Origin of the sequence: Pseudomonas sp. CF161, assembly GCF_000416215.1 — a bacterium.
In the GTDB taxonomy this organism is placed as follows: domain Bacteria; phylum Pseudomonadota; class Gammaproteobacteria; order Pseudomonadales; family Pseudomonadaceae; genus Aquipseudomonas.
Genome location: NZ_ATLP01000112.1, coordinates 288,599 through 301,252, shown reverse-complemented (window position 1 = coordinate 301,252; position 12,654 = coordinate 288,599). Strand labels below are relative to the sequence as shown.

The 12,654-nt window shown below is 62.6% G+C and carries 13 protein-coding genes; 4 read left to right on the top strand and 9 right to left on the bottom strand.

Translation table 11 applies throughout. The features are described 5' to 3' along the window. Nucleotides 1-45: 45 nt before the first annotated feature. The 4 genes from CF161_RS27250 to CF161_RS27235 form a co-directional block, all read right to left on the bottom strand. Nucleotides 46-1,656: an ABC transporter substrate-binding protein gene (locus CF161_RS27250; protein WP_020299859.1), complete on the bottom strand. Its 1,611-nt coding sequence runs from the start codon at nucleotides 1,654-1,656 to the stop codon at nucleotides 46-48. 50 nt (nucleotides 1,657-1,706) lie between these two features. Continuing rightward, the gene (locus CF161_RS27245; RefSeq protein ID WP_020299858.1) at nucleotides 1,707-2,744 is read right to left on the bottom strand and encodes an ABC transporter permease; all 1,038 of its coding nucleotides are present in this window, start codon (nucleotides 2,742-2,744) and stop codon (nucleotides 1,707-1,709) included. A 64-nt stretch (nucleotides 2,745-2,808) separates the two neighbouring features. Beyond that, a complete protein-coding gene (locus tag CF161_RS27240) occupies nucleotides 2,809-4,419 on the bottom strand; it encodes an ABC transporter substrate-binding protein (RefSeq protein ID WP_020299857.1) in 1,611 nt (536 codons plus the stop codon). 75 nt (nucleotides 4,420-4,494) lie between these two features. Next, nucleotides 4,495-5,649 (bottom strand): mandelate racemase family protein, encoded by a 1,155-nt coding sequence (locus tag CF161_RS27235; RefSeq protein WP_020299856.1) that lies wholly within the window; start codon nucleotides 5,647-5,649, stop codon nucleotides 4,495-4,497. 358 nt (nucleotides 5,650-6,007) lie between these two features. On the opposite strand from CF161_RS27235, the gene CF161_RS27230 reads away from it, so the two are divergent. From CF161_RS27230 to CF161_RS27220, 3 genes are all read left to right on the top strand, one after another. Further along, nucleotides 6,008-6,733, top strand: a complete 726-nt coding sequence (locus CF161_RS27230) for an oligogalacturonate-specific porin KdgM family protein (RefSeq protein WP_020299855.1) — start codon at nucleotides 6,008-6,010, stop codon at nucleotides 6,731-6,733. 90 nt (nucleotides 6,734-6,823) lie between these two features. Continuing rightward, the gene (locus CF161_RS27225) at nucleotides 6,824-7,648 is read left to right on the top strand and encodes an NAD(P)-dependent oxidoreductase (RefSeq protein WP_020299854.1); all 825 of its coding nucleotides are present in this window, start codon (nucleotides 6,824-6,826) and stop codon (nucleotides 7,646-7,648) included. A 66-nt stretch (nucleotides 7,649-7,714) separates the two neighbouring features. Next, a complete protein-coding gene (locus tag CF161_RS27220; RefSeq protein WP_020299853.1) occupies nucleotides 7,715-8,608 on the top strand; it encodes an SMP-30/gluconolactonase/LRE family protein in 894 nt (297 codons plus the stop codon). A gap of 33 nt (nucleotides 8,609-8,641) precedes the next feature. Here CF161_RS27220 and CF161_RS27215 read toward each other — a convergent pair whose 3' ends face one another. The 4 genes from CF161_RS27215 to CF161_RS27200 all read right to left on the bottom strand — a co-directional run bounded on the left by CF161_RS27215 (nucleotide 8,642) and on the right by CF161_RS27200 (nucleotide 10,580). Then, the gene (locus CF161_RS27215; protein WP_020299852.1) at nucleotides 8,642-9,400 is read right to left on the bottom strand and encodes a FadR/GntR family transcriptional regulator; all 759 of its coding nucleotides are present in this window, start codon (nucleotides 9,398-9,400) and stop codon (nucleotides 8,642-8,644) included. 163 nt (nucleotides 9,401-9,563) lie between these two features. Next, entirely contained in the window at nucleotides 9,564-9,932 is a 369-nt protein-coding gene (locus tag CF161_RS27210) for a hypothetical protein (RefSeq protein WP_020299851.1), read from the bottom strand. Nucleotides 9,933-9,952: 20 nt separating this feature from the next. Further along, entirely contained in the window at nucleotides 9,953-10,141 is a 189-nt protein-coding gene (locus CF161_RS27205; protein WP_020299850.1) for a DUF6360 family protein, read from the bottom strand. Next, on the bottom strand, nucleotides 10,131-10,580 hold the full coding sequence (locus CF161_RS27200) for an SMI1/KNR4 family protein (protein ID WP_020299849.1): 450 nt from the start codon (nucleotides 10,578-10,580) through the stop codon (nucleotides 10,131-10,133). Before CF161_RS27200 ends, CF161_RS27205 begins: the two co-directional genes overlap by 11 nt. 229 nt (nucleotides 10,581-10,809) lie before the next feature. Here CF161_RS27200 and CF161_RS27195 point away from each other — a divergent pair, with 229 nt between their 5' ends. Further along, nucleotides 10,810-11,196 carry a cytochrome c family protein gene (locus CF161_RS27195; RefSeq protein WP_020299848.1) on the top strand — a complete coding sequence of 129 codons (387 nt, stop codon included), beginning with the start codon at nucleotides 10,810-10,812 and terminating at the stop codon, nucleotides 11,194-11,196. A gap of 77 nt (nucleotides 11,197-11,273) precedes the next feature. On the opposite strand, the gene CF161_RS27190 is transcribed toward CF161_RS27195, so the two are convergent. Next, a complete protein-coding gene (locus CF161_RS27190) occupies nucleotides 11,274-12,578 on the bottom strand; it encodes an OprD family porin (protein ID WP_020299847.1) in 1,305 nt (434 codons plus the stop codon). Nucleotides 12,579-12,654: the final 76 nt, after the last annotated feature.

The window sequence follows — 12,654 nt, the reverse complement described above, 5'->3', positions numbered from 1 at the left end:
GAAATCAGGATCACCCGACGCGCCCGCAGGCGCCCCGGGTGGCACTCAGCGTTGCTTGTAGACACCCAGGTAACGGGTGGCTTCGGCGTCATCGCCGTCGAAGCCCTTGACGTCGGAAGCGCTGACCACGGTGTCGGTCATCTGGGAAATCATCATGATCGGGCCCACCTGCTGGTCGTAGAGTTTCTGCGCCTGGTGGTACAGGCTCAGGCGTTGGGCCCCGTCGCGCTCGACCCCCACCTTGTCGATCAGGCTGTTGAGCTCCGGGCTGAAGAACGAGGCACGCCAGCCCTGGAAGTTGGGCAAGCCGGCGTCATCGCTGTTGTTGGGGTTGTAGGCAAAGGTGCGCAGGCTGAAATACGGGTGCGGGTAACGCTCGGCACCCCGGGCGACGATGATTTCAAAGTTGCGCGCGCGCATCGCGCCATACACCTGGTTGCCGGTGCCGGTGACGATGCTGGCCTTGATCCCGCCTTCGGCCAGGGTCGCTTGCAGGCGCGCGGCGATGTCGATGAAGGGCGGCTCGGACAAGGTGCGGATGGTGGTGCTGAAGCCTTCGGGGTAACCGGCTTCGGCCAGCAGTTTCTTGGCCTTGGCCACGTCCATGTGGTAACCCGGATCCGGCAGGCGGGCCTCCAGGCTCAGCTGCATCGGCTGCTGGTTGAGCTTGCCGTAGTAAGGCATCACCTGCTCGTCCAGGCCCTTGTAGTCGATCAGGTTGCGCACCGCTTCGCGCACCTTGGGCTTGGCGAACTCGGGCTGCTTCATGCTCATGGCCACGTAGTACATGGTGCCGCGCTGCAGGGACTGGACCTGGATTTTCTCTGAACCATCGATGGCGCGGATGTCCGGCGCGGCCATGCCATAGGCCAGGTCGAGGTCGCCGCGCTCAAGCATCAGGCGCAGGGATTGGGACTCGGTCATGTGCCGCACCACCACGCGCTTGAGCTTGGCCGCGCCATTCCAGTAACCGTCGAAACGGGTCAGCAGCAGCGAGTCGTTGGCACTCCATTTGGTCAGCACGAACGGGCCGCTGCCGGCCTCGTTGGTCACCAGCCAGCCGGCGCCCAGGTCGCCGTTTTTCTCGTGGGCCAGGGCGGTCTTGCGGTCCACCACCACGGCGCTTGGGGAGATCGCCAGGGAGTCGATCAGCAGCAGTGGGTCCATTACTTGCGGCAGATCGATGACCAGGGTGTGGGCATCACTGGCGCGGATCAGCGACTGGATATTGTCGACGCTGTAGCCGTAGGCCTTCCAGGTGGTGGCCAGGCCGAAGTTGAGCTTCATCACCCGGTACAGCGACCAGGCCACGTCTTCAGCGGTCAGCGGGTTGCCGGAGTGGAACTTCACGTCCTGGCGCAGGTGGAAGGTCACCTGCTTGCCGTCTTCGCTGATTTCCCAGCGCTCGGCCAGTTGCGGCAGGTGTTTTTCCGGGTTGCCGTGGTCACGCTTGATCAGGGTGTCGTAGAGGTTGGCGTTGACCCCGGACGCATCCAGGCCCGGGGCGTTGGCCGGGTCGATGGAGAACAGGTTGACCATGCTCATGCCGACGATCAGTTGGTCGTTCGGCGTCTTGGCGTGCACCGCGGCCATCGGCCCCAGGGTCAGGACCGCCGCCAGCAGGCCCATGTGCAGTTTGGAAAATGCAGTCTTCATTCAAGGATCCTTCTTCTTATATTTTTATCGGTTCGCAATGGCAAAACGGGTCAGCGGGTGCGCGGGTCAAACACCTTGTACAAGGCGTCGCTGATCAGGTTCAGGGCGACGAAGATCAGGCCGATCACCAGCACACAGCCCATCACCGCGTTCATGTCGCCGAGCATCAGGCTGCTGGTCAGGTACTGGCCGAAACCGGGCCAGGCGAACACGGTCTCGATCAGCACCGCGCCTTCGAGCAGCGAGCCGTAGGCCAGCGCGACCACCGTCAGCAGTTGCACGAGAATGTTGCGAAAGGCGTGGCCCCAGACCACCTGGCTGCGGGACAAGCCCTTGACCCGGGCGGTGATGATGTATTCCTGGGACAGCTGCTCCAGCATGAAGCTGCGGGTCATGCGGCTGATGTAGGCCACCGAGTTCAGGCCCAGGATCAGCGACGGCAGGATGATATGGCGCAGGGCGCTGGCAAAGGCGTCCCAGTCCCGGGCCAGGGTCGAGTCGATCAGCAGCAGCCCGGTCACTTCCGGCACCATGCCGTCGTACGCCAGGTCGATGCGCCCGGCGCCGCCGGCCCACCCGAGCCAGGCGTAGAACACCAGCAGGCCCATCATGCCCAGCCAGAAAATCGGCGTGGAGTAACCGAACAGGGTGATGACCCGGGCGATATGGTCCCCCAGGCGCCCCTGGTTGCTGGCGGCGCACACACCCAGCGGCAGGCCGATCAGGACCCCGAACAGAATCGCCAGGGTCGCCAGTTCGATGGTCGCCGGGAACACCCGCTTGATGTCTTCCAGGACCGGGTGGCCGGTCAACAGCGCGTTGCCGAAATCACCGTGGAGCAGGTCGCTGAGGTACAGCCCGAACTGGGTCCAGATCGGCTTGTCCAGGCCCATGGCCCGGTACACCTGGTCGTAGGTGGAACTGTCGGCGTCTGGCCCGACCACCGCCAGCACGGGATCCAGCGGCATGACCCGACCAATGATGAAGGTCAGCGCCAGCAGGCCGAGCAAGGTCACCAGGACCGTGCTGGCACGCCGGGCGGTATTGGAAGCGCGAGCCCCCAACACGGAGGCAGTCGAAACAAACATAGTGAGCTCCTGATAAAACAGTCACCGGTACACCAAGGGCGCAGGGCCAGGCCCCGCGCCGCACTCAGCGATTCTTGTAGACGTCTTTGTAGCGCGTGGTCGCGGCCGTGTGGCCTTGATAGTCGGCAACGTCGCCGTAGATCAGCACCGTGTCGGTCATTTGCGAGACCGGCAGAATGGCGCCCACCTGCTGGTCGAGCTGCTCCTGGATCTGCCGGTACTGGGCCAGTTGTTTGCTGGCGTCAGGCTCGACCTCGGCGCTCTCGATCAGTTGGTTCAGCTCGGGGCTGTAGAACGAAGTGCGCCAGCCCTGGAAGTTGCTCAGCTTGGCTTCATCGCGGTTGTCCGGGTTGTACACCAGGGTCCGCAGGCTGGAGTGCGGATGCCGCTCGGCCCCGCCGCCGCCACGGCCGACGATGATGTCGAAGTTGCGCTCGCGCATCGCCCCGTAGATCTGGTTGCCGGTGCCGGTGATGATGCTGGCCTGGATCCCGGCCTGGGCCAGGGTCGATTGCAGGTTGGAGGCGATGTTGATGAAGGGCGGATCGGTCAGCACCCGGATGCTGGTCTTGAAGCCATTGGGGTAGCCGGCTTCGGCCAGGAGCTTTTTCGCTTCCTCGACATTCAGCCGGTAGCCCGGATCCGGCAGGCGCGCCGCCAGGCCCAGGGGCAACGGCCGCTGGTTGATCAGGCCGTAGTGCGGCATCACGGTCTGGTTGATGCCCTGGTAATCGATCAGCGAACGCACCGCCTTGCGCACCCGGGCATCGGCGAACATCGGCTGCTTCACGCTCAGGGCCACGTAGTACAGGGTGCCGCGCTGCAGGGTCTGGGTGCGCACCTTGTCGCTGCCTTGCAGGGCTTCGATATCCGGTGCCGACATGCCCTTGGCGATATCCAGGTCACCGCGCTCGATCATCAGGCGCAGGGACTGGGACTCGGTCATGTTGCGCATGACGATGCGCTTGAGCTTGGCCGGGCCACCCCAGTAACCGTCGAAACGGGTCATGAGGATCACATCGTTGGCGCGCCAGTCATTGAGCACGAAGGCGCCGCTGCCAGCGGCGTGGGTCACCAGCCAGGCGGCGCCCAGGTCGTTGTTCTTCTGGTGTTCCAGCACCTTCTTGCGGTCGAGGACAAACGCGCTGGGCGAGGTGGCCAGGGTGTTGAGCACCAGCAGCGGGTCGGTCGGCCGTGGCAGCTCGATGACGAAGGTAGCGGGGTCAGTGGCGCGCATGTACTGCTCGACGTTGTCCGCGCTGAAACCGTAGGCCTTCCAGGTCGAGGCCAGGGCCAGGTTGAGCTTGAGTACCCGCTGCAGGGACCAGGCGACGTCTTCGGCGCTCAGGGGGTTGCCGGACTGGAACTTGACCCCGGGACGCAGGTTGAAGGTCAGGGTCTTGCGGTCGTCGCTGACCTGCCAGCGTTCGGCCAGGGCCGGAACCAGGCGATCAGGCTGGGCCACATCCTGCACCAGCAGCATGTCGTAGAGGTTGGCGTTGATCTCCGAGACATCCAGCCCGGTAGCGGCGGCAGGGTCCAGGGACAACAGGTTGATCATGCTCATGCCGACAATCAGTTGGTCGGCCGGGGTCTTGGCATAAGCGACAGGCAAGGTGGAGATCGCCAGAGTAGCCGCAAATACCCGCGCCCAAAGCGAGGGGAGAATGCTCATAGTGAGAGTGCCTTTCTTATATTTATTCAGGGCTCTCGGGCGACCCGGCCTAGACCGGGAAGCCCGCGTTACACATCAGAAACTGTTGAGCGTGTGGGTCTCGATGAACTCGAAGTCGATCTCTTCACCCAGGCCCGGCAGGTCCGACAGGTGGACGAAACCGTCGCTGTCCATCGGGTCGACCAGACGCTTGAGGTAAGCCGGGACTTCGTCGTAGTCCAGATACGGGTGCAGCAGGCCGCGCTCGTACCAGGTGCAGTTCTTGATTGCCCCGACCACCGCCAGGTTGGCCGCGCCGTTGCCGTGGATCTCGCAATCCATGCCGAAGGATTCGGCCATGTGCGCAACCTTGAGGCAGGGAGCGATACCACCGACACCGGCGACACCGGCGCGCAGGATGTCGCAGACATCGTTCTTCACCCAGCTGGCGCGGCTCAGGTGCTTGCCGGCCAGGGTTTCCGGGCCGAGTACCGGAATATCCAGCTGCCCCGCCAACCAGGCGTAGGACTCGGCGGAGTCTTCCATCATCGGTTCTTCGAACCAGGCGAAGTCGAGCTTCTGCAATTCGCGGCCAATGTAGAGAGCGTCGGTGCGGTTGTACCAGTGGTAGCCGTCGAGCATCAGGGCGATGTCCGGGCCGACCGCTTCACGCACGGCGGCGCAGGCCTTGACGTCGATACGCGGGCTTGGCGCAAACGACACCGGCGGCATCCAGGTGTGCAGCTTGATCGCCTTGTAGCCGCGCTGAACCAGGGTCTCGGCAAAGCGGCCGTAGTCTTCCGGGGTCGCCAGGCCGCCTGGCAATTCGTCGCCGCACATGGTCGAACCGTAGGCCGGCACCTTGTCGCGGAAACCACCGATGAGCTTGTGCACCGGCACGTTGAACTTGCGCCCGGCCCAGTCCCACAGCGCCTGTTCCACCAGGGCCAGGGCACGGTCGGTGAGTTGGCTGGCGCTGCCGCGCTGCCAATGCACCAGGTCGTGCCAGATCTTTTCGCGATCGAGGGCGTTCTGCCCGATCAGCACCTTGCGCACAAAACCATCGAGCACATAAGGACGGATCAATTCGGGGGCGCCGAAGGCATAACCCTCATTGCCGTCTTCGGTCTGGATGCGCAGCAGGGCCATCTTGGCCTGGGCGACATCACCGGGGTGGGCGTGGCCCGCACTGTCGACAGCGCGACGGGTCGGGTAGGAAAAAACCTGGACGTTGACTGCTGTAATTCTCATGGACGTCTTTAGCCTGCTTATTAGATTTATGACAGGAATGTCGCCTGCTGAAAATGATCATACGTCATCGTACAACACTTGAAAAGACGAAAAATAACCTCCGAATTTCCGCGCATTTTACCTCGTAACCCCCGTAAAAGCCTCTATTTAAAGATGACTTAAAGACAACAAGGTTATCTCTAGAGCCCTATTTACAGGCGATATATGTAACAAGGTGTTACAAACAGGGTCATAACCCGTAGACACCCCCATAGTCGTACGATAACGTATATCGACACCAAGAAATGAGACCTCCGCAACACCTCTACTGCCAGCCGCACTGTTCACAAACCCAACAAAAACAATAAAAGAAGACTCCATGAACATCACATTCCGTACCCTCGTTACGCTCGCCACACTCAGCCTGCCTTTCTGCGCCAGCGCCGATTCCGCCAACATCAACTACCGCCACCAGTTCACTGAAGACGACAGCGCCCACGCCGATCGGATCAAGCTCGGCTATCGCCTGGACAGTGGTCTGGGGTTTGAGGCGGAGATGAAATACCGCACGGCCGGCGATCGCGAAGACGTCGCCTACGACAACATGGTCAACAACGGTCACGAGTTCACGGTCAGCTACAACTACAAGCTGAGCCCGCAGTCGACCCTGACCCCGGCGTTCCAGATGGACAGCTCGAAGGACTCGACCACCTACAAGTTCGGGCTCAAGTACAACTACAAGATCAACGATGCCTTCTACGTCGCCACGCGCTACCGGCTCGATGCCAAGAAGCTCGACCGCGACCAGATCAACGAAGACTTGCCTGATCGCGCCAAGGACAACCAGAACACCAACCGTTTCGAAGGCTGGCTGGGCTATACCCCGGCCAGCAAGTGGGCCTATGAGTACCAGTTCATCTACTTCAAGACCGACTACATCCGCTACGACAACAAGAAGAGCGACTACGAGCAGAACATGATCGTCAAATACAAGCTCACCAAGGAGTGGGTTCCGTTCATCGAGATCGGCGACGTCAAAGTCAATTCCACCAGTGATGACCGTCAAGCCCGCTGGCGCTTCGGGATCCAGTACAACTTCATGTAACAGTCGAGCCGGCCTGGCGATCGCGCATCGTTCACCAGGCCTGGCCGCCCCCTCCCCCTTCGCAACCACAGCTCTATGGAAGACCCGACCATGACCACACCGCCCCCTTCGCGCAAACCCTTCACCCGCATCCTGCTGACGGGCGCCGCCGGTGGCCTGGGCCAGATACTCAGGGAAACCCTGCAGGCCCACGCCGCCGTCGTCCGCTCCTCGGACATCAGCCCCATGGCGCCCAGCCGCGGCGCGCATGACGAAGTGATCAACTGCAACCTGGCCGACAAGGCCGGGGTCGAAGCCCTGGTCAAGGACGTGGAGGCCATCGTCCACCTCGGCGGGATTTCCGTTGAACGGTCCTTCGAAGAGATTCTCGACGCCAACATTCGCGGCACTTTTCATATTTACGAAGCGGCGCGCAAACACGGGATCAAGCGCGTGGTGTTCGCCAGCTCGAACCACGTCACCGGCTTCTACCCGCAGGACGCTGAACTGGACGCCCACAGCCTGCGCCGCCCCGACGGTTATTACGCGCTGTCCAAGTCCTATGGCGAAGACCTGGCGACCTTCTACTTTCACCGCTACGGCATCGAGACCGTTAGCCTGCGCATCGGCTCGTCATTCCCCGAGCCGCGCAACCTGCGGATGCTGTCCACCTGGCTCAGTTACCAGGACCTCGACCACCTGGTGGAACGCGCGCTGCTGGCCAGTGATGTCGGGCATAGCGTGGTCTACGGCGTCTCTGCCAACCGCGACCTGTGGTGGAACAACCGCCACGCCGCGCACCTGGAATTTGCCCCGCAGGACAGCTCGGAACAATTTCGCCCGCAGATCGAGCAGCAGCCCAAGCCTGCAGCCGATGATCCCAACAGCCTGTTCCAGGGTGGCGCGTTTACCGCAGCCGGGCCGTTCGGCGACTGACACAGCCCCTCTCCCTGCGCGGCGGCGCACGGGCGCCGCCGCCCTCTACCTTCTGGAGCCCACGGTATGAACGCCGAACTCATCGTCGATGCCCGCAATGCCACCGGTGAAAGCCCGGTCTGGCATGTGCAGGAAAATGCCTTGTACTGGGTCGATATCCCAGCGGGCCGCCTGCATCGCTGGCAGGCGGACGGCAAGAGCGAATCCTGGCAGGCCGACGAGATGCTCGCCTGCATCGTCCGCAGCCCCCAGGGCCATTGGCTCGGCGCCCAGGAAAGCGGCATCTTCCAACTCACGCCCCAGGCCGACGGCCGCCTGCACGCCGAAAAACGTGCCGGGGTTGAACACGCTCGGGCCCACATGCGTTTCAACGACGGGCGCTGCGACCGTCAGGGGCGTTTCTGGTCCAGCACCATGCAGCCCAATATGGGCACCGACCCGGTGGGCGCGCTGTACCGTTACGACGGGCACACCCCGGGCCTGGTCGAGCCGCTGAGGGCACAACTGGACGGTCTGCTGGTGGGCAATGGCCTGGCCTTCAGCCCGGACGGCAAGACCCTGTACCTGTCGGACTCGCACCCCACGGTGCAACAGATCTGGGCGTTCGACTACGACATCGACAGCGGCACCCCCCACAACCGGCGCAGCTTCGTCGACATGAACGCCCACCCCGGCCGCCCGGACGGCGCGGCGGTGGATGCCGAGGGTTGCTACTGGATCTGCGCCATCGATGCCGGCCTGGTGTTGCGCTTCACCCCCGAGGGCAAGCTGGACCGCTCACTGCCGCTGCCGGTGAAGAAACCGACCATGTGCGCTTTCGGCGGCGCCGGGCTCGACACCTTGTTTGTGACCTCGATTCGCCCCCAGGGCATCGACCTTGGCGACCAGCCGCTGGCCGGTGGCGTGTTCGCCTTGACCCCCGGGGTCAAAGGTTTGCCCGAGCCGCTGGCGCGCGGTTGAGCAAACTCGGCTGAAAGGCCTTGGCGGCGGCGCTCAGGAAGTCAGCGCGGCCGCCGCTTCGAAGGCTTCGTACGCCTTGCGCATGCGCTCGCGACTGTTGGACAGGTGCAGGCGCATCGCGGCACGCGCGGCGTCGGCGTCGCGTCGGGCAATCGCCTGATAGATGTCTTCGTGCTCGCGGCTCAAGCGCTCCAGGTAGGGCTCCTTGGCATCATTCACCAGGCGCTTGGAGTGCAGGCGGGTCCGGGGAATGATGCTGACCCCCATGTGCAACATGATGTCGGTGAAGTAGCGATTGCCCGTGGCCAGGGCGATCTGCTGGTGAAACTGAAAATCCGCCGCCACTGCGTAATCGACACTGACCGCCGGGGAATTCAGGGCATCGAGGGAGTCGCGCATCAGGCGCAATTGCTCATCGGTACGCCGCACACAGGCCAGGCCTGCCGCCTCCACCTCCAGGCTGATGCGCAACTCGAGCACTGCCAGCACGTCATGCAGGGTGACGATGGTCTCGGGGTCGATACAAAAGCCGCTGGGGCTGGGGATATCCCGGACAAAGGTGCCGATGCCGTGACGGGTTTCCACCAGGCCCGCGGCCTGCAACCGGGAAATGGCCTCGCGGACCACGGTGCGGCTGACTTTATGCTCGTCCATGACCTGAGACTCGGTGGGCAACTTCGCCCCGCGCTCGATCTCACCTTCACGAATGCGCCGCGACAGCTCGGTGACCAGTTCCTGGGCCAGGCTGCGGTGCTTTCGGCGGACGGTGGGTTGGACGTTCTGGTGGTCCATAAAGAGCGTGTATCCAGGTTTACGGATGAGCGCTCATGATAGCTCAAGCAGTTGTACGACAACTACCTTTGTACGCAACAAGTGCGGCGATTTGCATACGAACTCAGCGCAATTGCTTTAAACCGAGCGCTTTCCGTCAGCCCGCGCGCGCTACCTGGCAGCCTCAGTGACCGATGTACTTGTAGCGCGCCAACCACTGGCCATCGACCAGGTGCAGCGCCAGATACACCGCCGTCTCGCTGGGCGCGCCATCGGCGAACAGCACGCAATCCAAGGCCACGGCCTGGTCGTTCTGTTGATAGAGGTCGATCAACAGACGTTGCCCACCGCGCTCGGCGAAGGCCAGGGCAACAGGCGCGAGAGACAAGCGGGCGCCCGGATCGAATGAGTCATCCAGGGATTGGTAAACCTCTTCCAGGACCGCGTCGCTGATGCAGAAGTCCTGCTGCAGGGTGACTGTGTCGCGCCGATCAAGGGCGTCGACCAGGGCCTGGGCCGCGGCATAGGCCTGGAGCTGAGTGGGCATGTTCATGGAGAGATCCGTTGGCCTGTTCAAGCGTCCAGGCGGCTGGCGAAGTGACGGAGGCTGTCGGCAATTTCCAGGGCCTGGGTGGCCGTCAGCTCGACAGGGTCGTTGTAGGCGCTGACCGCCTTGAGGTGAATGGACGAACCTTGTTCAAGCACAATCCGCACCTCGCCGTCGGCGGTTTCAAACACGTCCTGCGTCGACTTATCGCTCATCATCAACCCCCTTCACAGGTTGCGCGTGCAGCTGCATAAACGCCGTGAAGCTGTCCGCCACCGGCTGGGTCGCGCCGCTTTCATGGGACCACAGGACCACCACCGGCTCGCCGGCAGCGCCTGCCACGGCGTAGTCGAAACAGTAGTAATCCCCGGTGCCGAACTCGGCAAACGGCAGCAACGCCGAGCAGTCGCTCGCGCTGTCGGCCACGTTCTCCAGCCACACCTGCCAGCCCTCCTGGTACTGCCGAACGATCGAGTCCCAGGTTTTGCGCGGATCCCGCGCGTCGAACACCGGAAACACCGTCAGCGCGCCTGGCGAGCGGCCGTTATTGACCAACAGCCATTGCGTAAAAGACTCGGGCAAACGCCGCCCCAGCTCGCTCTCTGCCGCCTGGATGGCCGCTATCGACGTACCAATCACCCGTGCCGGGGCCATCGCTGCCTCCTCCTTGAAAAATCCGATAACGCCGACGCTCGACCGAGCGCGGCGATCTGCCTGCCAATCACAGTCGCGCGGCAGTTTATGAGCAGTTTCGGATCGGCGCCAATCCCTATCCCTTGGCCCCACGCGCCGGACCTTTGATCTGCGAACCCCGGCCACTGGTTTTTCATGCTGAAATAGCCGCGCGTTTTTGCCGCAAGCCGTTGCCGATCTGGAGTCCCCGATGAAGAAAACCGCAGCCCTGGCCCTACTGTTCACCCTGGCCCTGCTCGGCAGTCCCGCCCACGCGCAAGGCGATGCCGAGGCCGGCGGCAAGCTGTTCAAGCGGATCTGCGGTGGCTGCCACAATGTCGGGCCTTCGGTACGCAGCTCTTTTGGGCCCCAGCTCAACGGCATCCTCGGGCGCCCGGCGGGCAGTGCCAGCGACTACCAGTATTCGCAGGCCATGAAGAACTCCGGCGTGGTCTGGACCCGCGACAAGCTGGTGGCCTACCTCGAAGACCCCAAGGCCGTGGTGCCCGGCACGCGGATGATCTTCTGGGGGCTGAGCGATGCAGAAAAAATCGACAACCTGCTGGCCTATCTGCAGACCTTTGCCGAGCAGCCATAAGACCGGGGGCGATCGCCAGGCATAAAAAAGGCCTCACATCGCTGTGAGGCCTTTTGCGTTACCCGTGTGCGACAGAATCAGAACACGTTGATCGGGTAGTCGACGAACACACGCAGTTCGTTACCGCTGTCGTTGTAGCCGCTGGATTTCTGCGATACGCGCAGGATCGAGCTACGAACCTTCACGCTCAGGTCTTTGGCCGGGCCGCTCTGCACCACGTACTTGACCTGGTTGAAGATTTCACGCTCGGTGCCACCGGTGGTGGTCGCGCCAGCGCTGTTGGTCGACGTGATGTTGTCACCACGCACGTAGGCCAGGTTGTAGCTCAGGCCAGGCACGCCGAACGTACCGAAGTCCAGGCCGTAGCCCAGCTGCCAGCTGCGTTCGTCTTCAGCGTTGAAGTCGGACCAGTAGGAGTTGGCCAGGTAGATGGTGTTACCACCGTCACCGACACGACCTTGCTGCTTCTGGTAGCCGCCATAGGCGTAGCCCAGGTTGCTGTCACCGGTGCTGCGCTGGTGAGCCAGGGTGAACGAGTGCGGACCCACGGCGTAGACAGCGGCCAGGCTCCAGATCTTGTTGTCTTCGCCGCCAGCGTTGGCCTTCTGCGCGTAGGACTTGTCCAGCTCGGTGCGGTAGCCGTTGAAGTCCAGGGTCAGGGACTGGGAGGTGGCCAACGGGAACACATAGTTCAGGTTCACGTATTGCTTCTTCAGCACGTCTTCGACGTCGGAAGCGTACAGCGCGCCCTTGAACTGTTCGGTGAACTGATAGGCACCGCCCAGAACGTTGATCGACTTCAGGCCACCACTGTCACGGCCTTCGGCGCTCTTGCGCGACTCGGCTGTGAAACGACCGGCGTTCAGCACCAGGCCCTTGATCTCTTTGGAAGTGATCAGGGTGCCGGTGTAGCTTTCCGGCAGCAGGCGCGAACTGTCGTAGTTCAGGACCGGCAGCTCAGGCATCTGGTCGCCGTACGCCAGGGTGGTGTTGGAAACACGGAACTTGACTGCACCACCGGCCTTGGCCAGGTCGCCAGCCGGCGTCTTGTTGCCGTTTTCGCTTTGCTTGAAGAAGTCGATACCGGCGCCGCCAGCGTGGCTGCCACGGTCCAGACGCAGGCCGTACAGGCCGAAGGCGTCAACGCCCACACCGACCGTGCCTTGAGTGAAACCGGAAGAGAAGGTACCGATAGCCGCTTGGCCCCACTCGCGCTGATCGTGATTACCGTCTTTCTTGTCGCGATTGATGTAAGCGTTACGCAGCAGCACTTTCAGGCTGGCGTCTTCAACAAAGCCCTTGGACTCAGCCTGGTCGTTAGCCATGGCTTGAGTAGCGCCCAAAATCCCCAGTGCGATCAGGCAGATCCGTTGTTTCAACATTCTTTTATTTTCCTTATTACGGGTTGATTACGCGCTGTGGAACCCGGTCCGGATGGCGTCTTAGCGCTCTTTTGCG

What these genes read in the sequence shown, in the direction of transcription:
- CF161_RS27250 (WP_020299859.1), bottom strand. Translation starts at nt 1,656, where the DNA reads ATGAAGACTGCATTTTCCAAACTGCACATGGGCCTGCTGGCGGCGGTC.
- CF161_RS27245 (WP_020299858.1), bottom strand. Translation starts at nt 2,744, where the DNA reads ATGTTTGTTTCGACTGCCTCCGTGTTGGGGGCTCGCGCTTCCAATACC.
- CF161_RS27240 (WP_020299857.1), bottom strand. Translation starts at nt 4,419, where the DNA reads ATGAGCATTCTCCCCTCGCTTTGGGCGCGGGTATTTGCGGCTACTCTG.
- CF161_RS27235 (WP_020299856.1), bottom strand. Translation starts at nt 5,649, where the DNA reads ATGAGAATTACAGCAGTCAACGTCCAGGTTTTTTCCTACCCGACCCGT.
- CF161_RS27230 (WP_020299855.1), top strand. Translation starts at nt 6,008, where the DNA reads ATGAACATCACATTCCGTACCCTCGTTACGCTCGCCACACTCAGCCTG.
- CF161_RS27225 (WP_020299854.1), top strand. Translation starts at nt 6,824, where the DNA reads ATGACCACACCGCCCCCTTCGCGCAAACCCTTCACCCGCATCCTGCTG.
- CF161_RS27220 (WP_020299853.1), top strand. Translation starts at nt 7,715, where the DNA reads ATGAACGCCGAACTCATCGTCGATGCCCGCAATGCCACCGGTGAAAGC.
- CF161_RS27215 (WP_020299852.1), bottom strand. Translation starts at nt 9,400, where the DNA reads ATGGACCACCAGAACGTCCAACCCACCGTCCGCCGAAAGCACCGCAGC.
- CF161_RS27210 (WP_020299851.1), bottom strand. Translation starts at nt 9,932, where the DNA reads ATGAACATGCCCACTCAGCTCCAGGCCTATGCCGCGGCCCAGGCCCTG.
- CF161_RS27205 (WP_020299850.1), bottom strand. Translation starts at nt 10,141, where the DNA reads ATGAGCGATAAGTCGACGCAGGACGTGTTTGAAACCGCCGACGGCGAG.
- CF161_RS27200 (WP_020299849.1), bottom strand. Translation starts at nt 10,580, where the DNA reads ATGGCCCCGGCACGGGTGATTGGTACGTCGATAGCGGCCATCCAGGCG.
- CF161_RS27195 (WP_020299848.1), top strand. Translation starts at nt 10,810, where the DNA reads ATGAAGAAAACCGCAGCCCTGGCCCTACTGTTCACCCTGGCCCTGCTC.
- CF161_RS27190 (WP_020299847.1), bottom strand. Translation starts at nt 12,578, where the DNA reads ATGTTGAAACAACGGATCTGCCTGATCGCACTGGGGATTTTGGGCGCT.